The following is a 21,997-nucleotide window of genomic DNA, read 5'->3' on the forward strand; positions in this document are numbered from 1 at the left end:
GACATGCATGTTTACACCATTTTAGTCGTGGATGATGAAGAAGATATGCGAAATCTAGTTGAAATGTATTTACTGAACTCAGGTTATCGATGCCTTCAAGCTGCGAATGGAAAAGAAGCTATTAGTATGGTTGAAACAGAGGAAGTTGATTTAATTCTATTGGATATCATGATGCCAGGTATGGATGGTTTCTCCGTTTGTGAAGAAATTCGTGAAAATTGGGAGATTCCTGTGATATTTGTCAGTGCGAAAGGTGAAGAATGGGATAAGGTGAAAGGGCTGAAGCTTGGCGGCGACGATTATATCGTCAAACCGTTCAATCCAGGAGAATTGGTTGCAAGGGTCGAAGCGGTATTGCGGAGGACAGGGAAATTATCATTGAATGAAGAGAGTCAAAACCATGTCCGGTTCGGTAAAATTAGCTTGAACTTACAATCCAGAACGGTTTTGGTGGAAGGGAAGCCAATCAATTTAACCTTGAAGGAATTCGAATTGCTTTTATTCCTCATGCGTCATAAAAGCCAGGCACTAAGCCGTGAACAACTGCTTGAAAATGTATGGAGCGGGGAGTATGGAGGATCTTTACGGACCGTGGATACCCATATCAAAACGTTACGAATGAAATTAAGAGCGGCCGATTACATTCAAACCGTCTGGGGAATCGGTTATAAGATAGAGGAAAAGAAATGATCAATAAATGGAGAACCCTCTCTTTTAAATTATGGCTCACCATCATCACCGCCATCATCCTATCCGTGCTGTTCGCTTATTCACTTTCTCAATATTATTATAAAAATCTATATGTGGAGAAGCTTAAAACAGATTTAGTCAATGAAGCGTCATTGCTAGGGGCGGATTACTCCGGCGGTGAAATCAGCGAAGATTTCAAGGGAAAAGTTGAATGGTTTAACAGTAAGAATGACAGCGAGATCTTTGTCGTCAACAATCCGAGGGAATTGAGTGCCTGTCTGCCTTTTGAAATCAATTATGACACCCTTATTTCTGAAGAAGAACGGCAAATGCTTTTAGATGGGAAAGCCGTTGAAAAAGAGGGATATGAGAAAAGATTTGAAAAGAACATCGTAGCGGCGATCATACCCCTGATTGACGAAAATCGGCTCGAAGGTATCATCTATACATATATTCCTGTAGATTCCATTACGGTATTACTCAAGGAATTTGCCGCAAAATGGATGGCGGCCGTTCTATTTTTTTTGATTGTCGCGATTTTGTTTACTACGAAATGGTTGAAAAAGCTAGTCAGTCCGATTAAGGAAATCGAGACTGCAGCCCATCGTGTCTCAGAGGGGAATTATGACATACAGGTCGAGGTAAGGAGTCATGATGAAATAGGGAAACTGGCAATGGCCTTTAATGATATGGCCAATTCCATCCATATGGAAGAAGAAAGAAAAAAAGAATTTTTAGAAAATGTTGCACATGAGCTCAGAACCCCGCTTAGTTACGTAAAGGGCTATACGCAGGCCATATTGGATGGTGTCGTGAAAAATGATGAAGAGCAAGGGAAATACCTTCAACTCATTTCAAGGGAGGCTCTTAGGCTGCAGCGGCTTGTGGGAGATCTGATGGACTTATCAAAAATGGATAGTGATCCATTCATGTTAAATAAAACCCCTATTGCCTATGCGCAATTCATTGAAGACGTACTTGTGAAATATGAACCGATAATAAAAGAAAAGCAATTGGGCTTGCAGCTAGATCTGGATCCAGACCCGATTATTTTGGGGGATGAAGGAAGGATGGAACAGATCCTACATAACATTATTGATAATGCCATTCAGTACACGGATCCTGGAGGGGCGATCCATATTACCTTAATTCAGCATAAAGATGATTGCGAACTGCTGGTTACTGATACGGGTAACGGGATTCCGGAAGCGGATCTGCCATATATCATGAATCGTTTTTACCGAGTGAACAAGGCACGCAGCCGTTTTGATGGCGGGTCAGGGCTTGGACTGTCCATTGTTAAAAAATTGGTGGAATTACAAAATGGTAAAATCGAAATTGAAAGCAAGGAAAAAAGGGGCACAAAAGTCAGGGTCATCCTACCGATTATAAAAGAAGAATGGAATTCATAAAAAGGGGATACGTTCAAAAATGAAAAAAATCCTGTTATTTTGCATGGCGTTAATTTTTTTGGCTGGATGCAGCAAGGAAGAGGAAATTCCGAAAATGTTAAATGTCGATTTAGCTGTCGATCCAATTCAGGGTAAAGTGAATGAGCCTGTGAAATTTCAGGCAAAAGTAACATATGGGGACGAAGCCGTGACAGATGCGGATGATGTCAGTTTTGAAATTTGGCTTGCGAATAGCGATGATCATTACAAGATCGCGGTGAAACATAAAGGGAACGGCATATATGAATTGGAAAAGAATTTTGATAAAGAAGGAACCTACTATGTATATGCCCATGTAACTGCAAGGGATATGCACAACATGCCAAAGAAAGAATTCATAATAGGCAAACCAAGCACTCCTGAACAAAGTGGCGAAAAAAAGGAAATGGACGAGATGAATGATGAAGAAATGAAATGATGAATATACCATCGAAATCAAAACAATTCGGGTTTAAAACCGGATTGTTTTTTTTATTTGGAAAAATATTCAAGGTGATAGGGAGAATATGACGAAATGTCGAAGTTAAACCGAAAAATTTGTAACATAAAAGTAAAGAAAGTCATAAAAATCAGGTTGGAAATGATATGTCAATTAAAATTTATTAGTATTCAATGGAAATAGTTCTATGTAACTACCATTGACAAGAAATTACTGGGAAAATATGAGTATTTATACTACTGGCAGAAACATAGATAGTTAAAGCATTTTTGCAAGATTTCTCTGAAACTGGATCATAAATATATTTTCATTCGCACCCCGTGAATTTGATGGAAATTGATGGAGCCTTTATTACAAAAAGTGCATGTTATGATAATTCCAGAAGCAAAGCACAACAAAAAATGAACATCACAGGAGGAAATACGAATGAAAAAGAAAATGTTTATGTCAGCAGCAGCGGCTGCAGCTATTATATTCACAGGAGTAGGAGCTAACCAAGCTGAAGCAGCCAACTGTGATACTGTGAAACAAGTAACTTTTAAATCTACTAATAAAGAGGATATGCAACAAGTCCTTAACCAATACCTAGCTAAATACAATATCACTTTACCGGCAGCGCAGGCACAACAAACGCCACAACAAACGCCAGTTCAAAAACCAGTTCAAAAACCAGTTCAAAAACCAGTTCAGCAAGAAGCTGGAACAACGAACCAAGCAAAACCTGAAGCAAAACCAGTTACACCTAATAAATCAACTGATGAAAAACAAGAGACAAGCTCTGAATTAAGTGCTTTTGAACAACAAGTTGTTAAATTAACAAATGCAGAACGTGAAAAACAAGGTTTGGCAGCTCTTAAAATCGACACTGAGTTGAGCAAAGTTGCACGTATTAAGTCTCAAGACATGAAAGATAAAAACTACTTTGATCACAATAGCCCAACTTACGGCTCACCATTCGATATGATGAAACAATTCGGAATCAGCTATACAACAGCTGGCGAAAACATCGCACAAGGTCAACAAACACCTGAAGAAGTGGTACAAGCTTGGATGAATAGCCAAGGACACCGTGAAAACATCATGAACCCTAGCTTTACTCATATCGGAGTAGGTTACGTAGAATCTGGTAACTACTGGACTCAACAATTCATCGGAAAATAATAGATTAATAGAAAAGAGCATCCCATTAACATGGGGTGCTCTTTTTTTGCGAGAATGGAACATTCCATTCCATGAAATAAAATACAGCGAAATCTAAAAAAGGTTGGCACCAAGAAAATAACAGGAACCGCACCTTATTATCAGCGAGGTCCCGGTGTGTAGCAGCTTATATCTCGGATACATCGATTTCTGAATACTGGGTATTGAAACTTTTCTGAAGACGTATTTCCAACGTTGATTCTTTATATTGGGCCGATGCCCCTTTTTTCTTAACAAGTGCGGGGAGTGTAATGACATGCCGATCTGACTCTTCAGGAATCCCCTCGATGATGGATTGGTTAGATGTATGGTAAAGTTTCATATTTTTTAGCCAAGATTCATCTTCTATAGGAATTCTTACAAAGACATATAAGTGGGTTTCAAATACTTCTGCATGTAAAGGATGTTCAGATCTGGCATTTACTGTTTGTGAGCCGCCATCATTTTGGTTCATCATACCTTGCATATTGTCAGGGATGACTTGTGAAAATACTTTTTCGATGAACGATTGTACATCACTTTGCTGCATATTTTTCATGAAGTCCTTCTGGTTCGGGTTATTCTTAAAAGAAAAAAGTGAATTCCAGGGAATCATATTGAATTCCTCTCTCCTGCTTTTGGTCTGGCAGGTTTATTTGTTATATTTTATGCAGCTAAAGCCCATAGGTTCTTTTTTATAATTACTAAATTATAGAAAATGGAATAAACTTATGTATAATTAAGTAAAATCCATTAGATAAAGAGGGTAAAGCCTGTGGATGACAAAGTAGCTTTTATTACTGGTGGAGCAACGGGAATCGGCAAAAGGATGGCACTTTCACTCGCGGATAATGGAATGTCCATTATCATTACTTATCGAAAAAGTAAAAAGGCAGCTTTAGCATTAGTGGATGAATTACAGGATAAGTACCATGTTAAGGCAATTGCGATTCAAGGTGACTCGTCAAGTGAGGAGGATTGCCTGAATATTTTGCAAAAGATTTCGGAGTCATTTGGCCATGTTGATATTTTCATTCATAATGCAGGGCCATATGTGCATGACCGTAAGCCCATGACTGAATATGGCGGTGATGAATGGAAGTACATCATGGATGGAAATTTAAATGGTTTTTTCTATTTTGCGAAAGAGCTTATTCCACATATGCGCAGTAGAAACTGGGGTAGAGTCATTACATTAGGGTTTGAACGGTGTGAAACTGCACCAGGTTGGATCTATCGTTCTGTATTTGCTGCTGCAAAGAGCGGCTTGACCTCCTTGACAAGAACTTTAGCTGCCGAAGAAGCTACACATGGCATCACCGTGAATATGGTCTGTCCCGGTGATATCGTAGGTGACTGGAAAGAGGAGGAAATTAGGGTCGCGAGAGAAGAAAAGGATGATACGGTTCCAGTCGGCAGACCGGGTACAGGGGAAGATATAGCGAGGGTCATCACGTTCCTTTGTGATGAAAAATCAGATTTCATTACCGGCAGCATCATACCGGTAACAGGCGGTAAGGATGTTCTTGGGAAAATATATAAAGCCTAGTGGTTTAGGGGTTGAATTCAGAATGAAAAAGGGTGAGGCCGGTATAATCCAGCCCCACTCTTTTTTTACGCCATTTTTTTATATTTTACTTGTTGTATGAACCGTAAGCGAGCCGCCAAGCCTATAGCTCCGAGAGCCAAGCCGGAAATTAAGCCGATCCAGTACCCAAAGGCTCCCATATCCGTATACTTTGCAAAGAAATAGCCAATGGGAAGCCCCAGAATCCAGTAGGAGACAAGTGACATCGCAAATGTGACATTTACATCTTTATATCCACGCAAAATACCCTGAATAGGTGCCTGCAGGGCATCCGATATCTGAAAGAAGATGGCATATATCAAGAAATGTGATGTCAGCATCATAACCTCATGGTCTTTTGTGTATAAAGCGGCCACAGGTTCGCGGAAGAGGAATAGGATGGTCGACAAAACGAGCGACATCGTCAATGCCATCGAAATGCCAATCCAGCTATACTCTTTGGCGTCTTTATAACGGGCCGCTCCAATTTCAAATCCAATGACGATCGTCAATGCCATGGAAATACTTAGCGGGATCATATAAAGCAGTGACGCAAAATTCATGGCAATCTGATGCGATGCAATTGTCACGGTATCATACTTACTCATTAAAAGGGTGACGGCCGAGAAAATGCTTGTTTCAAAAAAGATAGCCAGTCCGATGGGTACCCCAATCAATAATAAGGCCTTCCATTCTTTCCAGGAAACCCGGAAAAATTCACTGAAAACCTCATATGTCGAAAATGGGTTGATTTTTATCACAACAAGGATGGCCACAAGGGCAATTAACCAATACGTAATGGCAGTGGCGTAACCGGAACCGACACCGCCAAGTTCAGGGAATCCAAACTTCCCGTATATTAACAGGTAATTAAAAAGGACGTTTACCGGGAGTGCACATAAGGTGATGATCATGGAAATCCTAGTCTGTCCCAGAGCATCGATGAAAGCTCTCAACGCATTATAAACGAATAAAGGAATGATACCGAGTGAAAGGGCGATCAAGTAATCATGAGCCACCATGTGGACACTATCTTCAAGGTCCATGGCACTCAATACGGGGTTCAAAGAAAACGCCCCAATGATTAAAATGATCAAGGCTAAAGCAACAGCTAAATAAATGGCCTGCATCACGGAATAGGAAACGGATTTAGACTGCCTGGAACCTACCAGCTGTGAAACCACCGGCGTCAAGGCAATCAATATCCCGCTCAGCCCCGTGTACACTGGTGTCCATAGCGAACTGCCGATGGAGACGCCAGCAACGTCCTGAGTGCTGTATTGTCCCGACATCATCACATCAAAAAAAGTCATGGCATACATGCTGATTTGGGTGATCAGGATAGGTATCAATATATAAAATAACAAGCGGAGCTTTTGTGATTTAGTATAAGTCTGATTCATCAAAGTACCTCAATATCAATATTTGGAATTTTCAACACAATGAAAGAATTATATCACATAAGCATGTGATGTTTTAAGAGTTTTTATTTGAAGCTAAAAAAGACTTGCCGTATTGGGCAAGTCCTTTTGTCAGTCACGCATGGATTCAAAATCATTCATGGCTTCCAAATTTGAATCTTTTTGAAGAATGAATGCCTGTGAGGGAATGGCAATTTGTACATCTTCCTGTTCCAATATCTCCATTATTTTAAAGTTCACATCTTCTTTGATTGATAAATATCCCCCAAAGTCCGTCGCTTTCGTGAAGAAATAAAGGTAAAGGTTGAAACCGGAATGACTGAACTCATCAAATTTAACCAAAATCGTTTCTGGATGTACTTCAGGATGATCAATGAGCATTTTTTCAATTTCCTTAATGACATTTTCCAATTTTTCTTTTGGTGTCGTGACATTCACTCCCAAATGAAAGGCAATCTGTCTTTTGCCCATCTTGGACCAGTTGATGATCGGTTCATTCGATAGGGTCGCATTTGGGACTGTAACTAAAGCTTGGGCAAAAGTCCGAACTTTTGTGCTTCGGAATGTGATGTCTTCAATAGTTCCCTCCACACTTGGAGTTTTGACCCAATCTCCTATGGTAAAAGGTTTTTCGGTAACGATGACGATACCTCCAAAGAAATTGCTGACGGTATCTTTAGCGGCAAGAGCGAAAGCCAATCCACCCAAACCAAGCCCTGCAACAAATCCATCGACATTAAATCCCCATTCTTCCGCAATGATGGAGGCACCAAAAGCAATGATGATTAATTTTATGATTTTCGTAAAGAACGGCATGACGATTTCATCGACTTCAAGTCCGAATTTACCTACCAATTTCGGAAATAATATAGTTAAGATCGAACTGATATTAAAAATCGTCCAAAAGAATAAGAAGACAAAAAACGATCTGTATATTTTCGATCTGAATTCAACCGAAGGTGAGTCGATCGGAAAATAGTGCATGGATATAATGACACCAATCAAAACGATAAGCAATCTTACCGGCTGTTCTATAGCGAGCATTAAGTTGGCGGCAAATTCTACTTTACGTTTTTCTGCAATTCGTAGAAAGAACTTGAATATATATGTAGTAAATACTTTCCGAAGCAAAAGGAAAATTAGAAAAATGCCAATGGAAATTCCTAATTTGGTCCAGGCTTCGATTCCATCAAATTGATCGAGTGATTCAGAAACTTCTTGCAATGTATTACTCCTCCAATGTATCTTGTAGTATTGTAGAATACTAAGATTATAATATATTCATGCTGAAAAAGGAAAAATAATCGATGATTACATTCATCATTGGGATTTAGCGATTCACTGAATACTTTTTCAAGTTATTAATGGCAAGGATATATGGTAATATGGATGCAAAGTGATTTTTTAAGTTTGGAAGGTGGAAATATTGACTAAGAAAATAGTATTTACCGGAGGCGGTTCTGCCGGTCATGTATCTGTTAATGCAGCAATCATCCCGGAATTTTTAAAGCATGAGTGGGATGTTACTTATATTGGATCAAAAAAAGGCATTGAAAAAAATATCATCGAAACGGAATTTCCCGAGGTCCGTTATGAAACGATTTCAGTTGGGAAATTCCGGCGTTATCTATCTGTTGAAAATATGAAAGATCCTTTCCGGGTCATAAAAGGGATTTTTGATGCACGAAAAATATTAAAAAAGACCAAGCCGGATTTCATTTTTTCTAAAGGTGGATTCGTTTCGGTTCCAGTCGTTTTGGCAGGCAGGATGCTGAGGATACCGATCGCGATACATGAATCGGATTTTACGCCTGGTCTGGCTAATAAGATTGCCATGCCGCTTGCATCTAAAATCTTCACTACTTTCCAGGAAACGGAAAAAGATCTTCCTAAAGAGAAGGCTATGTATCTTGGCGCTGTATTGCGCGATGGGATTTTTACTGGAAACGCTTCTGCTGGAAAGGCATTTTGTGGATTCACGAATAACAAACCGGTGTTGCTCGTTATGGGAGGAAGCCTTGGGGCCGTTAAAATCAATAATTTAATTACAGATAACCTTGATGCCTTATTAAAGGATTATCAGATTATTCACATTTGCGGGAAGGGAAATGTGAAAACGGAATTGAAACAAAGGGGATATGCTCCTTTTGAATTCGTACATGAAGAATTGTTCGATCTATTGGCGGCTGCTGATGTCGTTGTGTCAAGGGCAGGTTCAAATTCAATTTTTGAATTTCTTGCTTTGCAAAAGCCAATGTTACTTATCCCTCTAAGTGCCAATGCATCCCGTGGAGATCAAATCCTGAATGCGTCAAGCTTTGAAAAACAGGGTTTTTGTAAAGTCATCGAAGAAGAAGAGCTAAATGACCGGATTTTTAATGCTACATTAGCGGATTTAGTGAAACAATCGGGTGAATATCAGGAGAAAATGCGTCAAAAACGCCCATTCAAAACGGCAGCTGAAATGTATGAATTACTACTTAAAGTAATGGGTGCAAAAAAATAAGTATCATTCCCCTCTATGTAGCATATCTTTTTCGAACAGAGGAGGGGGTAGAATGGCTTATGAATATTCCAAAGGGTGGTTCATTCAGCAGCTGAAAGCCGCAGGGATTAGCTATCATCCAATTGAGAAAAAAAAACTGGAGCTGTATAAAACGTATATTCTAAGGCGTTTATACGACGATCTGCAAAAAAAATCATAAAAAGAACCGCAACGTCGTTGACGTTGCGGTTCTTTTTTATAGGAAATTACTTATAAAAGGAAAGAAACAGGAAATAAGGATACCTGCGATAGCCATTGCCGCACCTGCGACAGCCCCGGTAAACTCACTTTCCTGGGCAGCTTGAGCCGTACCGAGACCATGAGCGATCGTACCATAAGCGATACCGCGTGCGAAGGGCATCGTAATGTTCAGTTTATCCATCATTTTTGGAGCGATCATCGTACCAAGTACCCCTGTCAAAATGACGAAGGCTGCTGATATATTGGAATTTCCGCCATAAAGTTCGGTGATTTCAACAGCGATGGGCACTGTAATGGATTTAACCGCCAATCCTTGGAGTATGAATTGCGGAAGTGAAAATGCTTTTGCAATGGCAAAGGCAATGATCAATGTGACTAGAAGGCCAAAAATCATGCCGCTAATTGCGGGCATTGCATATTTAACGATTATTTTTCTATTTTTATAAAGTGGTACGGCCAAAGCAACGGTAGCCGGTCCTAGGAAATAGGTGATGATGTCTTTTCCTGGTGAATAGTCTTCGAAGTCCAAACCGCTGATCAGCAGTACTAGAATAATTGTAACCGTACTGAAAAATACGGGCGTCGTAAAAGGTGATGGATGTTTAGCATATATTTTCCTTCCAATGAAATAGGCAAGGATGGTTATCAAGATGCTATAAGTTGTGATGAACGCTGTCATGCTGCTTAACCTCTCCTCTATGGGATAGCTTCTGAACGGTCCAAGCTGAAACGATGAATCCAAAAATCAGGCTGACTCCCAACGTTAGTGCCAATGGCAAACCGAATTCAATGAAAAGCCATCCCATGGTCATTAAACTGATTGAAATGGGAATGAAGAAAAAGGCTAAGTGCTTTACCAAAAATCCTGAAGTAAGTTCAATCCATTCGACTTTTATAACCTTCGTCTGTAATAAACCGAATAATAAAATCATGCCGATGACGTTGCCTGGTATGGGTAAATGAAGTAAATTGGCTAAATAATAGCCGAGCTTGCAAATGATGAGCAGGAAGATAAGCTGCACGATAAAAGCAAATGTTTTTTTCATGATTAAGTCCTTTCAATGACGATTTGAATATATTGTTGAATTGGTCAATTGTATTCATTATAAAAAAATATCCCTAAAAAGAATAGGGATTTGCAGCAATCTATCTTAAACATCCTGTGAAAATGGAAAAAAGAGCTTTCCAGGTTTGGAAGCTCCGGCCATTATATTAAAAGATAAACAAAGACATGCTGAAATGTTCTTCGCTCTATGCTTCAAGTAACTGCTGTTCGTCATCATCATGCTGTCTAAGGATATGAAAGGTGTATAAATCTTTAGGGATTTCATACAAATCGTAGATATCTCCTTCATGATTGATCTGATCATAAAGGGATTTTCTTGTTTCGTTGGCATTGACGGCATAGGGAAGCTTTTCTGCGGCTTTTATAGAGCGGATATTTTTTTTGCGAATACGCATGAAGACCGTTTCCAAACCGAGCTCGAAAAAAAGCTCTTTAAAGAAAGCGTCTTTTGCAATGGCATTATACCCTTTTCCATGATAAGGCTTGCCAAGCCATGTGCCTAAGAAACCTGCACCATTTTCAATATCGTATAAAGAAATACAACCGATGGGATTTTCCCATTCATCCAAGATTGTTCGTGAAATGAGTTGCCCAGCATCTTCGGCTTCGATCGTTTGCTTAGTAATGAAAACATATTCTTCATATGAATCTACCTTATGGCGCACGAAAGGGAAGACATCTGGATGCGTCATTTGTTCATAAAGAGAAAAACAATCTGTGAAATCTCTCTTTTTTAACATTTCCGTCCCTCCGTTTGAGGGCAGTTCTTATGCGTAGTCGCTGCCCACCCTCGAAATTTTTTAAGTCGCTCATCAAAAAATTTCGGGGTGGGAATCGAACCCACTAGAACCGGAAACCGGTGGCGCACCATTTGCCTTCCCTATTTTTATTGTCAGAAAATATGCAAATCAAAAGAACCTTACGAAGGTATAATACTAAAAAAAAAACGGTTTGGGAATAGGTTTTTTGCCTTTTTTTTTCGTCAAATTTCAACTTTTTCAACAAGGGTGAAATCGGAAGGCAAACGCGTGCATTTTTCCATGAAAAACTGCTTTTTTCGTCTGCTTTTTTCTTTAAAATTCACCTGTGAATTGCATGAATAAAATGATTGCGCCGAGGGCCCATACATAAATGGAGAATATTTTCAGTGATCGCTTTTTTAAGAAATCGATCATCCATACTACGGCTATATAACCAAAGATTGCTGCGGCAAGGGTTCCGACGAAAAGCGCAGTGAGTGGCAGCCGTTCAACTTCTCCTGTAAAAATCGGTTTCATCTGAAATACGATGCCCCCGGTAATGGCAGGAATTGATAGCAAAAAGGAAAAATAGGCTGCAGTGGCCCTATCAAGCCTGCAGAATAGACCAGCGGCTATCGTCAGGCCGGAACGCGAAAGGGCAGGCATGATGGCAGCAGCTTGGAAGGTACCGATGATCAAGGCATCTTTAATCGAAATTTCATTAAGGGATTTGCCGCCTTTTCTTACTCCGTCCGCTACCCATAAAATCAGTCCAGTTGCTAAAAATTCCCATCCTATGGTTACACCTGTTTTTGAAAGGCCATCAAACCAATCCCCGAGTAAAATACCGGCAATCACTGCAGGGATTGTCCCGGCAATGAGAAGCAGAGTCATTTTGGAGAAAGGGTTTTTTAAAATGGCAATAATGTCATTCTTATAGACGACCAATAACGCCAGCAAGGTTCCGATATGGAGCATGGTATCCAGAAAAATGCCGGCCTCGTCAAGATGGAAAATATGCCGTCCTAAATATAAATGTCCAGTGCTCGAAATAGGTAAAAACTCAGTCAAGCCTTGAATGATCCCAAGGATGAAGGCTTGAAATTCGTTAAGCAAAAAAACATCACTCCATTCTAGAAGGTATGGGACATCCATTATTTAAACTGTATGCACAAGACAGATGAACATATTCTGATTTTTTGTCATATGTATTGCCAATTGGGTTTTATGAAGAAAAGGTAGTCCAATTTTACCTTTTTCGAATATAATGAGAGGGAAAATGAAACTATTTTGCCCTTGATTCGTAATTATTCATATGAGAAAGGAGGAGAAGACACTATGCCTACTAAAGATGAAAGAGTGTTTGCTGCCCTTATTTATGTGATCAGCTTTTTTACAGCATTTATCGGTCCTTTAGTGATTTGGTTATTGAAGAAGGACTCGTCACAATTTGTGGATTATCACGGAAGGGAATACCTGAATTTTTTCATTTCCTACACCGTATATTCAATAGTTGCAGGGATACTCACTATAGTATTGGTTGGATTCTTGCTATTGCCGGTTATCGGGATAGCTTTAGTCGTATTCACCATCATTGCTGCCGTTAGGGCTTATGAAGGAACGGATTATAGGTTCCCGTTGATTTTCAGGATATTATAGTATTGATGTAAAAGGATTCCGTTCAATTCGGTGTCCTTTTTTATATGAACCAAGTTGGGAATTGCCCTACATTAAAAAGGGAATAGATCACATTAAAGCGAATAAAGTATTATGATAACTACTTCAATGCACTTTTAGGAAGTGGATGCCGGGCGGCTTGTAGTATTGCTAATCAATGTTCGTTCAAGGCGGCAATCTTTCTTGTAAGGAGTGAGGAGCAGAGCAGGATATGAATATACGTGAATATTATCAGAAAACGAGCAATTCAAATTTTCATGCATCTTGGATATCACTTCTTTTGGCCATTGTATTTTTCATTTGCCATATTTTTGCGATGATACCGGGCAATATATTATTGATAACGTCTCCTTTTATTTTCTTTAGCATTGCCCAATTTGTCAGTCATCGTATATATGAAAATAGAATGAAGGAATTGCCTGATGAACACATCGGGACAAATGCTGGGTTATTTAAAAATGAACATGTTTTGTTGACTTTTATGCCAGCACCGACATTGCGCCTGCTTCTCTTTGCGCCGGACGGGTCTCTAATGGGCGAGGTACGGGATTCGAATATGAAGTGGTTCATGTGGATGATACCCAATTTCTTGTCGATGCTCCTGGCCAAGCGTTATGAACTGGTGGACCATGAGGGGCGTTTGCTGGCTAAGTACCATATCAAAAGGGGACTTTTCAATAAATTGACGATCATGGATGATCAGGGCGGCATTATTGGATCGTATCAAGAAAATCGGTCATTCGTGAAGATTAATGGTATGATATATAAGGAAGATGGTACGGAATGGATGCCCATTGAAACGCCGGGAAGTGTGAATTCATTCGAGATTGCCACAAAAGAAGGGGAAAAAATAGTTTCATACCAAGAGGGCTGGATGCCTTTGGAGTGGGGGAAACGATTCAAGACAAATACACCCATACTTTCATTTTCATCAAATGTTGATGAAATTCCTAAAATCATCGTCTTGGGCTTCTGTGCAGCCACTTTAAATCATCGTTCAAATTGACAAGGATAACCCTTTAGCAAATCTTTTAAATATTTGATATAATCATAGTGGAATACATAGATTAAATACTTATAAAAAGGTGGTAAATATGAGTTTACTTAATGAGATTCTTGATTATAATGAACAGTTTGTAGAAAAAGGTGAATATGTTAAGTATAGAACGGATAAGTTTCCTGAGAAACGTATGGTCATCATAAGCTGTATGGACACTCGGCTCGTTGAACTATTGCCAAAATCCTTGAATGTCAAAAATGGCGATGTCAAAATCCTGAAAACTGCCGGGGCAATCGTCTCCCACCCATTCGGAAGTGTCATGCGGAGTATCCTTGTTGCTATTTATGAGCTAAAGGCAGATGAAGTATTGGTCATACCTCACCATGACTGCGGGATGGCATCAGTCGATGCCGATTCTGTAGTAGACAAGATGATCGAACGTGATATACCTAAGAGCACCATCGATACACTGGGAGCTGCAGGAATCGATATCCGCAGCTGGCTTCGCGGATTTGATGATGTTTATGAAAGTTGTAAGAACAGTGTGGAAGTGATTAAAGGACACCCTTTGATCCCTAAAAATATTCCTGTACATGGTCTAATCATTTCGCCTGATACAGGGAAGTTGGAATTGGTAGTCGACGGGTACGCAGAAGGACAAAAATAATAAATTCATCGAGGCTGTCGGGATTATTTCCGGCAGTTTTTTTCGAATTTTGATCTTTTCTATTTATTTTTATCCTTTTTTTTGTTAAAATCGCCAAGTGTAGTTTGTCACTAATACAAACGGGTGGGCGAGGGACAAAATTAATAAGGATACAACATGAAGAAATTAAACTTGGAAACGTTTTTTCATTTTTCCGACTACGGAACGAATGGAAAACGTGAAATCCTTGCTGGAGTGGTCGGCTATTTTACAATAGTCTATATTCTCATCGTGAATTCCCTGATTTTATCGGAAGCGGGCATTCCGATTAATGGTGCAGTGATTGCGACGATTCTTTTATCTGCTTTAAGCTGTGTCATGATAGGACTTTGGGCGAATGTCCCAATTCTCCTCGTTCCAGGAATGGGCGTAAATGCCCTATTTGCTTATACCATGGTTCAAGGAATGGGTCTATCTTGGCAATCTGCTCTTGGTGCTGTGTTTATCTCAGGGTTTATTTTTGTAGTCATTGCTTTTACAAAATTCTCTAAGGTAATCAGTGATTCGATTCCAAGTTCAATAAAAGAAGCCATATCTGTCGGTCTTGGCTTATTCTTGATGCTAATCGGGCTCGAGAAAGGCGGGATAATCACGAGAGGTTCATCATCTATCGTCGCACTGGGAGATTTAAGCGATCCAGCAGTGTGTGCAACGGTGTTGACCTTTTTACTGGCAATCACGCTGTTCATCAAGAATGTCCCCGGTAATTTCATGATTACCATCCTGGCAGGTAGCCTCATAGCCTATTGGTTCGGGACGGTTCAACTGTCAAATATCCATTTTTCAGGCATAGACACAGCTTCCTACGGTGATCTCTTCTTTTCATTATCGTTCTTGGAAGCGAACCGGATTGAATTCTGGATAAGTGTATTTGCGATGACGATGGTTCTTGTTTTTGAAAATATTGGTCTTGTACACGGGCATGTAGACAGTATAAACCGCCAGGATGCTTATAAAAAGTCGCTGCAGGCTACAAGTGTGTCCGTTCTGCTTTCAGGCATATTCGGTTCGAGCCCTACCGTTGCTACAGTTGAAACGGCAGCTGGAATCGCATCAGGAGGCAGAACTGGTTTTACTTCAGTGGTGACTGGTGTGCTATTCATTCTATCACTGCTATTTATACCGGTGATTAAAGTAATCCCTGATAGCGCCATTGCCCCCATCTTAATTATCATTGGCATTTTGATGCTCGGAAATATAAAAAAGCTGGATTTCAGCGATTTAACCGAGAGCATACCTGCAATCATGATTATCACGATCATTCCTTTCACTTACAGTATTGCCGATGGAATGGCATTCGGTTTCATCCTGTACCCGTTCTTGAAGCTTGTAACCGGAAAAGCGAGAGAAGTGTCAGCCCCGATGTATGTGAGTGCCGGAATGTTTATCGTCTATTTCATCATTGGTATGATCGGTTAATATTTTGGAAGAGCGGTTGGAATGAGTTAATTCTTATTCAACCGCTCTTCTGGTTTTTTCGTCGGAAAAAATGGATTTATTGTGATTTACGCGATGACACATCCATCTTGAAAATGCTATGATATAGAATATTAAAAAAATGATAAATGACAAGCAGCATATTAGAGGATGTGACAGGATGATTATTGAAGGTTTAAAAAGCCATGGTTCAGGAAATGATTTCTTAATCATTGATGAATTGACTACGACCCTGACGTTTACTGAAGAAGAGCGGGAAAATTTCGCGAAGGCCCTATGTGATAGGGAGAGGCTTGGAGCGGATGGTATTTTGTTCGTAATGAAAAGTGAACATGCTGATTGCCGAATGCGTGTCTTTAATGCGGATGGATCTGAAGCCTCGATGTGCGGCAATGGACTTCGCTGTGTTGCACGTTACGCGAACGACGTTCTAGGGCTTGATAAAATGATCGTGGAAACGATGAAGGCAAATTTACTCGTGGAAAAAACGGAAGATATTTATGAGGGAATTCCAACTTTCAAGGTGGAAATTTCCCCGGTAAGTTTTAATGTGAAGGATCTACCTCTTGTATTGGCTAAAGAACAATTGCAAAACGAATTATTGCCGGAACTTCATGATACCTTATTATTTTCGGCATTGGCGGTTCCTAATCCACATTTGATCACGCTCGTCGATAGTGAGGTTTTACAAAGTGATTTGCAGGATGAACTTTCAACAAAGGTCAATCAACCGAATGATCTTTTCCCTGATGGTGTCAATGTCAGCTTTGTGAAAGAGCTGGAACCAGGGAGCATTTATGTGCGGACATTCGAACGGGGAGTAGGCTTTACGAATGCATGTGGAACGGCGATGTCGGCTTCAAGCCTAGTAACATGCTTTGTTGGATTGAACACGTTGGAAAGTGAAATATCTGTCTACAATAATGGCGGAAAAGTTAAATGCGTGGTCCACCATGATGAAGAAAGCCAAAAGTATTCAATTGATTTAATCGGGAACGCAACCTATGAATTCAAGGTGTCGATTGACCTAGACTTAGACCACCCGGAAAAATTCAAAATCCTGGAAAAACAGGACTTTGAAGCGGAAACAAGCTTATATGATAAGTTGCAGGATGAAGTTCAAAGTTATTTGAAAACTACATTATAAGGAAAGTACCGACTAGGTATTAATCTAAATTAAAAAGGGATTCGGAATGTTTTAATTCCGAACCCCTTTTTCAATTTGGTTAAAAGTTAGAGATTGTGCAAGGCATTCAATGAACCTTAACAAGTCGAAAACTCAAGAGATTGCGAAACTCACGAGTAAAAGTCCAAATTCACGAGTAAAGGTGCCAAACTCACGAGTAAACGCCTGAAATTCACGAGTAAAAGTGCCAAACTCACGAGTAAACGCCTGAAACTCACGAGTAAAAGTCCAAATTCACTATTAAACGCCTGAACCTCACGAGTAAACGCACGAAATTCACGATCAATCGTAAGCGAGCGTGCCGATCTATTGTTTTTTGATTCATGTCAACAGAAAATTATAAGATATATTCACTACTTTGATCAACAACAAATCAAAGTGCATGCGCCCGGTAGTTCATACCCTAAAGGGCTGCTTTAATAAATGAAGTGTCTAACTTTATCTTCTTTAGTTGGTCTTTTTATGTTTTAGGAACGACAATACTTCCAAAAAGGCTGGTCCATTATCGACGAGTCTGTAATCCATAAATGGACACCCTTCCCTTTTTATTCTATTTGGTATGGTTTCAATCGTAAAGTCCTCTAACTGGAGACTATCGTCCACTTCCTCCCAAAACAAAGGTGTAGCCACACCAGCGAAAGAATTTCCCCGCGGGGAATAAGGAAGGATGATGGTTTTTCCTTCACTATGCTGCACAAAGTCCAAGTATAGTCGATTATGCCGATTAATTTTCATTCTTTCCGTTGTAAAATTATTTGGGTTGGAACTTGTTAAGTAGTCACCGAGAAAGTCGGTGAAAATCCGTGTCTCCTGATAAGTAAATCTGTCTTCAGGCAGTGGGATGTGAATTTGCAGTCCTTTGTTACCTGAAGTTTTTACAAAGGCTTTTATCCTTAATGATTCCATCACCTTTTTTATTTCCTGTGCGGCCTTTTTCGCTAAGGAGAAAAATTCGATGGAAGGAGGATCCAAGTCCAGGACGATTTCGTCGGGTCGTGTTCTACCCGCTTTCTGAAATGGCGCATGGAATTCCAATGCAAGTTGATTGCCAAACCAAAGAAGCGTTTCAATATCGTTACATAGCATATACTCGATATCGTCATCAATGAACGTTTTAATAAAGGACGGCGCATAATCAGGTTTGTTTTTCTGGAAAAATCTTTCTTTATCCAAAGTGCCATGAGGATAGCGGATCGTCGTAAGCAGTTTATCCTTCAAGAAGGGTAAGAAGAAAGCTGAAACCTCCCGTAAATAGTGAAGGTATTCAACTTTTACCACCTGTTCATCTCCTGTTATCCAAAGCGGTTTATCCCTGGAAGTTATTTGTACAGTATCTGGAAATGTGTATTGACCTAGCACGAATTTCTCCCAGGTACATTCTTCGGGAGCCGTTTGTAAAAGCCATTGCGAAAACTGAGGTTCACGCAATTCATTTACCTCATACACGTGTAAGTATTGAACTTCGATGCAAATGGATGGCTGGATATAAAAAAATTGTGCGTCTTCGTCTGATGCATTTTGCTTGATCAGTTCATGCAATATCCTTTTATCTTGAGCGCTCAGTCCATTTTTAACACTTCCGATTTTCGTTACGGCACCTTCTTTGAAAACTGCTAGGGAAACGTAACCATTTTCTTTGTGCAATGCTGTAATGAAACAAGAAACGGTCTTCCAATTTTTCACCTTAATCCAAGAGGTAGTACGTTTTCCTTCTTGCCAAGTACCCCGAATTTCCTTGGCGACAACCCCTTCGCCATCTAATAGGGCGACCTTATTCAAGGCATTATCCAAAACGTCAAAACTCTCTATTAATTGTATCAAAGCCTTATCGTTGGGATCAGGAGGCATAGGAAAGCCAAGATTTGCCCCCATATTCAACATCAATTTCCTTCGTTCTTCCATAGGTTTAGCCGCTACTTTTTTTCCGCTGATGCTAAGCAGGTCAAACGCTATAAACCGGCATGGGGAAAAACGGGCTTTTTCTGAAATTAAGGATTGTTTTCCAAGGCGTCCTCGCCACTGTATTTGAAAAAAGTCGGCTTTCGCCTGATTGGTAAGCCAGACCAATTCTCCATCTAACTGAAGCGGGAGATATTCTTCCAGGTCCAGATCTTTGATGTAAGCAATGATTTCCGGGAATTGTGGTGATAATTCCTTTTCGTTCCGACTTGAAATGCTTATGGTATCGGAGTCTATCGTTAAAATAGCCCTAAAGCCGTCATATTTGACTTCATAACGCCAATCCTTGGAGTTGGGGGCTTCGGGGTAATAGGTTGGCAGCATCGGTTTCATTTTTGTATTTACCTCCGCAAATAATTGATTAACATTATTTTGCCAAAAAAACGAAGTGTTAGAGTTGGCAATTGTTTTTTCGGTTTTTTTTGAACAAAGGGGAATAATAAAATTGTTCTTCTCTTTAAAAATAAGTTATGAGGTGACGAATATGCATACGATGTGGAAGGGGAGCATATCATTCGGTTTGGTGAACATTCCGATCAAACTTCATGCCGCAACGGAGGATAAGGATATTTCTTTGAGGACGTTGCATAAGGAATGTCATTCGCCGATTAAATACGAAAAGGTTTGTCCGGTATGCCAGAAAGAAGTGGGGAAGGATGATATAGTCCGCGCTTTTGAGTATACAAAGGGAAAGTTTGTTGTGTTGGAAGACAATGAACTAGAACAACTGAAAAAACAAAACGAAGAAAAAGCCGTGGAAATCGTGGATTTCGTTAAAATTGAAGAAATAGATCCCATTTATTTTAACCGGAGTTATTATATGTCCCCTAATGACGGAGGGATAAAAGCTTATTCCCTTTTGAGGCAGGCCCTCAAGGAATCGAATAAGGTAGGGTTAGCGAAAATCATCATTCGCTCTAAAGAACAAATGGCGGTAATCCGAGTCGTTGATAATACCTTGGTGATGGAAACGATTCATTATCCGGATGAAGTCCGCTCTACAGCGGATGTTCCGAATATCCCTGCCAATGATACCATTGTAAAAAAAGAAATCGATACTGCCGTATTATTGATAGATCAATTAACGACTACTTTCGACCCTACAAAATACACCGATGACTATCGAACCGCGTTACTTGAATTGATTGAATCAAAGAAAGCTGGACAGACGACGATTACAGCCAAAACAAAAGAACCAGTTTCCAACAATGTAACCGATTTAATGGAGGCGTTACAGGCATCCATTGACCGAACGAAACATGATGAACCGGAAATGAAAAAGACGACCCGAAAGAAAGTGGCACCGAAAAAAAAGAAACAAGCTTAAACAGGAAGCTGAGCGGAAGACACATGATGTCGCTCGGCTTTCTGCTTGTTTTAGCAAGGGGATTTGCCTTCTAATAAGGTAATGAAAGTGAATTAACAGGGGGAGATTTACATAGGTAAAGATAGTGCAAATATGTAAGTGGATCACGATGTAAGGAGCAGAATGGAATTAAAAGAAAATGATAGGTGGAAATGAAGGCAAAAAAATTCGCTCCCTGAAGAGCGACAATGAGGAATTCAATCGTGAAAATCAACATATAGGCGAACGGTTGTAGTTTTCGACTATATATTGTGTTCATATTCTACCATATTTAATTCTGAAATAGCAACAAAATTACTGAAACTAACCTATGAATTTTTCTGGTAATCAATGATATTTCGCCCATTTAACGGCTCATGTGGCTTTTGCATTGTCATATTCTTATAAAAAACTACAGAATAAAATGGATTTTTAGTATAATTTATACATACAGGATGATATACATTAAATATGAATGGAAGATGCAAAATGCAAAATGGAAAAATCAGAGCACTTCATGCCGGGAAGCCGAAGCATGAAATTTTTTCGAATATCGATATCTTTTCAGCAATGGATAAACAAGCAAAGGATAATGTGACAGTGACTAAATCAGGTATAATTGGTGATGGGGTAGGTAATGTAAAGTTCCATGGAGGTCCTGATCGCGCTTTGTGCTTTTACCCCTTTGAGCATTATTCATTATGGAATGAAAAATTCTCTAAAAAGCTGGAAATCCCTGCATTCGGTGAAAATTTAACCATAGCGGGGATGAGGGAAGAATCAACGTATATCGGCGATATTTATCAAATAGGAGAAGTGATTGTTCAAATTAACCAAGGGAGGATACCTTGTTCGACCATTTCCCACTTCAATCAAGAACCTAAGTTTTTGGAACTCGTGCTGAAAACGAGTTTCACTGGTTATTTTGCAAGAGTACTTCAAGAAGGAACGATAACTAAACAAAACGAGATTGTGCTGATAGATCGTTTGCAAGAAAAAATTTCAGTTCATTATGCAGCAGAGGTAATTCTTCATAAACGAGATGGGCTGGAAGGCGCAAAGGCTTTACTTACACTAGACTCGTTAGCGGAAGACTGGAAACAAAGGATCTTGAAGAGGGTTCAAGCTGTAAAAGATTGAATGATTTTTGCAAAAGTGAAAAAAATGTCGATCAGGTATTGAAATTGACAGATTATTAATGTAAATTAAATATAATCAAATTTTGAAATCTTGTGAAAATTATATAATGGATCTTATCGAGAGAGGTGGAGGGACTGGCCCGAAGAAACCTCAGCAACCAGCTTAGGCAAAGGTGCTAAATCCAGCAAGCAGAGCTTGATAGATGAGGAGAATGTTTCAAAAAACCTTCTTCTTTGAGAAGGTTTTTT

The 21,997-nt window shown here is 39.7% G+C and carries 22 protein-coding genes and 1 riboswitch; of the genes, 14 read left to right on the top strand and 8 right to left on the bottom strand.

Annotated elements, in window-relative coordinates; translation table 11 throughout:
* Nucleotides 1-3 precede the first annotated feature (3 nt).
* The 4 genes from FNK51_RS21900 (at nucleotide 4) to FNK51_RS21915 (ending at nucleotide 3,741) form a co-directional block, all read left to right on the top strand.
* Nucleotides 4-690, top strand: coding sequence for a response regulator transcription factor (locus tag FNK51_RS21900; RefSeq protein ID WP_098369359.1), 687 nt, complete (start codon nucleotides 4-6; stop codon nucleotides 688-690).
* Nucleotides 687-2,102 carry a sensor histidine kinase gene (locus tag FNK51_RS21905; RefSeq protein WP_141994666.1) on the top strand — a complete coding sequence of 472 codons (1,416 nt, stop codon included), beginning with the start codon at nucleotides 687-689 and terminating at the stop codon, nucleotides 2,100-2,102. The genes FNK51_RS21900 and FNK51_RS21905 overlap by 4 nt, the downstream gene beginning before the upstream one ends.
* A 19-nt stretch (nucleotides 2,103-2,121) precedes the next feature.
* On the top strand, nucleotides 2,122-2,559 hold the full coding sequence (locus FNK51_RS21910) for a FixH family protein (RefSeq protein ID WP_141994667.1): 438 nt from the start codon (nucleotides 2,122-2,124) through the stop codon (nucleotides 2,557-2,559).
* Between the two features lie 447 nt (nucleotides 2,560-3,006).
* Nucleotides 3,007-3,741, top strand: a complete 735-nt coding sequence (locus tag FNK51_RS21915) for a CAP domain-containing protein (protein ID WP_141994668.1) — start codon at nucleotides 3,007-3,009, stop codon at nucleotides 3,739-3,741.
* 166 nt (nucleotides 3,742-3,907) lie between these two features.
* On the opposite strand, the gene FNK51_RS21920 is transcribed toward FNK51_RS21915, so the two are convergent.
* Complete coding sequence (locus FNK51_RS21920) at nucleotides 3,908-4,318, bottom strand: Hsp20/alpha crystallin family protein (protein WP_260398121.1); 411 nt, start codon at nucleotides 4,316-4,318, stop codon at nucleotides 3,908-3,910.
* 216 nt (nucleotides 4,319-4,534) lie between these two features.
* Here FNK51_RS21920 and FNK51_RS21925 point away from each other — a divergent pair, with 216 nt between their 5' ends.
* Entirely contained in the window at nucleotides 4,535-5,308 is a 774-nt protein-coding gene (locus FNK51_RS21925; RefSeq protein WP_141994670.1) for an SDR family oxidoreductase, read from the top strand.
* Nucleotides 5,309-5,373: 65 nt separating this feature from the next.
* Here the strand turns inward: FNK51_RS21925 and FNK51_RS21930 are convergent, their stop codons facing one another.
* Together FNK51_RS21930 and FNK51_RS21935 are read right to left on the bottom strand one after the other, a co-directional pair.
* Nucleotides 5,374-6,729, bottom strand: a complete 1,356-nt coding sequence (locus FNK51_RS21930; RefSeq protein ID WP_098369365.1) for an MATE family efflux transporter — start codon at nucleotides 6,727-6,729, stop codon at nucleotides 5,374-5,376.
* Between the two features lie 129 nt (nucleotides 6,730-6,858).
* Entirely contained in the window at nucleotides 6,859-7,971 is a 1,113-nt protein-coding gene (locus FNK51_RS21935) for a mechanosensitive ion channel family protein (protein ID WP_286178815.1), read from the bottom strand.
* Nucleotides 7,972-8,164: 193 nt separating this feature from the next.
* Here FNK51_RS21935 and FNK51_RS21940 point away from each other — a divergent pair, with 193 nt between their 5' ends.
* Both FNK51_RS21940 and FNK51_RS21945 read left to right on the top strand, forming a co-directional pair.
* Nucleotides 8,165-9,253: an undecaprenyldiphospho-muramoylpentapeptide beta-N-acetylglucosaminyltransferase gene (locus tag FNK51_RS21940; RefSeq protein WP_286178816.1), complete on the top strand. Its 1,089-nt coding sequence runs from the start codon at nucleotides 8,165-8,167 to the stop codon at nucleotides 9,251-9,253.
* A gap of 52 nt (nucleotides 9,254-9,305) precedes the next feature.
* Nucleotides 9,306-9,452: a DUF2639 domain-containing protein gene (locus FNK51_RS21945; protein WP_098369367.1), complete on the top strand. Its 147-nt coding sequence runs from the start codon at nucleotides 9,306-9,308 to the stop codon at nucleotides 9,450-9,452.
* A 36-nt stretch (nucleotides 9,453-9,488) separates the two neighbouring features.
* On the opposite strand, the gene FNK51_RS21950 is transcribed toward FNK51_RS21945, so the two are convergent.
* The 4 genes from FNK51_RS21950 to FNK51_RS21965 all read right to left on the bottom strand — a co-directional run bounded on the left by FNK51_RS21950 (nucleotide 9,489) and on the right by FNK51_RS21965 (nucleotide 12,415).
* Nucleotides 9,489-10,172 carry an LrgB family protein gene (locus tag FNK51_RS21950; protein WP_069981733.1) on the bottom strand — a complete coding sequence of 228 codons (684 nt, stop codon included), beginning with the start codon at nucleotides 10,170-10,172 and terminating at the stop codon, nucleotides 9,489-9,491.
* The gene (locus FNK51_RS21955; protein ID WP_098369368.1) at nucleotides 10,147-10,539 is read right to left on the bottom strand and encodes a CidA/LrgA family protein; all 393 of its coding nucleotides are present in this window, start codon (nucleotides 10,537-10,539) and stop codon (nucleotides 10,147-10,149) included. The genes FNK51_RS21950 and FNK51_RS21955 overlap by 26 nt, the downstream gene beginning before the upstream one ends.
* Before the next feature lie 205 nt (nucleotides 10,540-10,744).
* The gene (locus tag FNK51_RS21960) at nucleotides 10,745-11,299 is read right to left on the bottom strand and encodes a GNAT family N-acetyltransferase (protein WP_034307447.1); all 555 of its coding nucleotides are present in this window, start codon (nucleotides 11,297-11,299) and stop codon (nucleotides 10,745-10,747) included.
* A 333-nt stretch (nucleotides 11,300-11,632) separates the two neighbouring features.
* Nucleotides 11,633-12,415: an undecaprenyl-diphosphate phosphatase gene (locus FNK51_RS21965; protein WP_286178818.1), complete on the bottom strand. Its 783-nt coding sequence runs from the start codon at nucleotides 12,413-12,415 to the stop codon at nucleotides 11,633-11,635.
* Between the two features lie 222 nt (nucleotides 12,416-12,637).
* On the opposite strand from FNK51_RS21965, the gene FNK51_RS21970 reads away from it, so the two are divergent.
* The 5 genes from FNK51_RS21970 to dapF all read left to right on the top strand — a co-directional run bounded on the left by FNK51_RS21970 (nucleotide 12,638) and on the right by dapF (nucleotide 17,266).
* Nucleotides 12,638-12,958, top strand: coding sequence for a DUF4870 domain-containing protein (locus FNK51_RS21970; protein ID WP_034311189.1), 321 nt, complete (start codon nucleotides 12,638-12,640; stop codon nucleotides 12,956-12,958).
* A gap of 229 nt (nucleotides 12,959-13,187) precedes the next feature.
* Nucleotides 13,188-13,982: a hypothetical protein gene (locus tag FNK51_RS21975; protein WP_141994673.1), complete on the top strand. Its 795-nt coding sequence runs from the start codon at nucleotides 13,188-13,190 to the stop codon at nucleotides 13,980-13,982.
* Between the two features lie 88 nt (nucleotides 13,983-14,070).
* The gene (locus tag FNK51_RS21980; protein ID WP_098369372.1) at nucleotides 14,071-14,643 is read left to right on the top strand and encodes a beta-class carbonic anhydrase; all 573 of its coding nucleotides are present in this window, start codon (nucleotides 14,071-14,073) and stop codon (nucleotides 14,641-14,643) included.
* A gap of 156 nt (nucleotides 14,644-14,799) precedes the next feature.
* Nucleotides 14,800-16,101, top strand: coding sequence for an NCS2 family permease (locus FNK51_RS21985; protein WP_141994674.1), 1,302 nt, complete (start codon nucleotides 14,800-14,802; stop codon nucleotides 16,099-16,101).
* A gap of 178 nt (nucleotides 16,102-16,279) precedes the next feature.
* Nucleotides 16,280-17,266: a diaminopimelate epimerase gene (dapF, locus tag FNK51_RS21990; RefSeq protein WP_141994675.1), complete on the top strand. Its 987-nt coding sequence runs from the start codon at nucleotides 16,280-16,282 to the stop codon at nucleotides 17,264-17,266.
* 486 nt (nucleotides 17,267-17,752) lie between these two features.
* Here dapF and FNK51_RS21995 read toward each other — a convergent pair whose 3' ends face one another.
* On the bottom strand, nucleotides 17,753-19,597 hold the full coding sequence (locus FNK51_RS21995; protein ID WP_141994676.1) for a DNA ligase D: 1,845 nt from the start codon (nucleotides 19,595-19,597) through the stop codon (nucleotides 17,753-17,755).
* A 151-nt stretch (nucleotides 19,598-19,748) separates the two neighbouring features.
* Between FNK51_RS21995 and ku the strand changes: the two genes are divergently transcribed.
* Both ku and FNK51_RS22005 read left to right on the top strand, forming a co-directional pair.
* On the top strand, nucleotides 19,749-20,591 hold the full coding sequence (ku, locus tag FNK51_RS22000; RefSeq protein WP_141994677.1) for a non-homologous end joining protein Ku: 843 nt from the start codon (nucleotides 19,749-19,751) through the stop codon (nucleotides 20,589-20,591).
* Between the two features lie 507 nt (nucleotides 20,592-21,098).
* Nucleotides 21,099-21,749: an MOSC domain-containing protein gene (locus tag FNK51_RS22005; protein WP_181762316.1), complete on the top strand. Its 651-nt coding sequence runs from the start codon at nucleotides 21,099-21,101 to the stop codon at nucleotides 21,747-21,749.
* Between the two features lie 110 nt (nucleotides 21,750-21,859).
* Nucleotides 21,860-21,958: riboswitch (SAM riboswitch) on the top strand.
* Nucleotides 21,959-21,997: the final 39 nt, after the last annotated feature.

It is taken from the genome of Bacillus sp. B4EP4a (assembly GCF_006680105.1).
Lineage (GTDB): Bacteria > Bacillota > Bacilli > Bacillales > DSM-1321 > Peribacillus > Peribacillus simplex_E.

Coding starts and splice junctions, on each gene's coding strand:
- ku (WP_141994677.1), top strand. CDS start 19,749: ATGCATACGATGTGGAAGGGGAGCATATCATTCGGTTTGGTGAACATT.
- FNK51_RS21950 (WP_069981733.1), bottom strand. CDS start 10,172: ATGACAGCGTTCATCACAACTTATAGCATCTTGATAACCATCCTTGCC.
- FNK51_RS21910 (WP_141994667.1), top strand. CDS start 2,122: ATGAAAAAAATCCTGTTATTTTGCATGGCGTTAATTTTTTTGGCTGGA.
- FNK51_RS21985 (WP_141994674.1), top strand. CDS start 14,800: ATGAAGAAATTAAACTTGGAAACGTTTTTTCATTTTTCCGACTACGGA.
- FNK51_RS21960 (WP_034307447.1), bottom strand. CDS start 11,299: ATGTTAAAAAAGAGAGATTTCACAGATTGTTTTTCTCTTTATGAACAA.
- FNK51_RS21930 (WP_098369365.1), bottom strand. CDS start 6,729: ATGAATCAGACTTATACTAAATCACAAAAGCTCCGCTTGTTATTTTAT.
- FNK51_RS21915 (WP_141994668.1), top strand. CDS start 3,007: ATGAAAAAGAAAATGTTTATGTCAGCAGCAGCGGCTGCAGCTATTATA.
- FNK51_RS21970 (WP_034311189.1), top strand. CDS start 12,638: ATGCCTACTAAAGATGAAAGAGTGTTTGCTGCCCTTATTTATGTGATC.
- FNK51_RS21905 (WP_141994666.1), top strand. CDS start 687: ATGATCAATAAATGGAGAACCCTCTCTTTTAAATTATGGCTCACCATC.
- FNK51_RS21995 (WP_141994676.1), bottom strand. CDS start 19,597: ATGAAACCGATGCTGCCAACCTATTACCCCGAAGCCCCCAACTCCAAG.
- FNK51_RS21975 (WP_141994673.1), top strand. CDS start 13,188: ATGAATATACGTGAATATTATCAGAAAACGAGCAATTCAAATTTTCAT.
- FNK51_RS21920 (WP_260398121.1), bottom strand. CDS start 4,318: ATGAAAAATATGCAGCAAAGTGATGTACAATCGTTCATCGAAAAAGTA.
- FNK51_RS21980 (WP_098369372.1), top strand. CDS start 14,071: ATGAGTTTACTTAATGAGATTCTTGATTATAATGAACAGTTTGTAGAA.
- FNK51_RS21955 (WP_098369368.1), bottom strand. CDS start 10,539: ATGAAAAAAACATTTGCTTTTATCGTGCAGCTTATCTTCCTGCTCATC.
- FNK51_RS21945 (WP_098369367.1), top strand. CDS start 9,306: ATGGCTTATGAATATTCCAAAGGGTGGTTCATTCAGCAGCTGAAAGCC.
- FNK51_RS21900 (WP_098369359.1), top strand. CDS start 4: ATGCATGTTTACACCATTTTAGTCGTGGATGATGAAGAAGATATGCGA.
- dapF (WP_141994675.1), top strand. CDS start 16,280: ATGATTATTGAAGGTTTAAAAAGCCATGGTTCAGGAAATGATTTCTTA.
- FNK51_RS22005 (WP_181762316.1), top strand. CDS start 21,099: ATGCAAAATGGAAAAATCAGAGCACTTCATGCCGGGAAGCCGAAGCAT.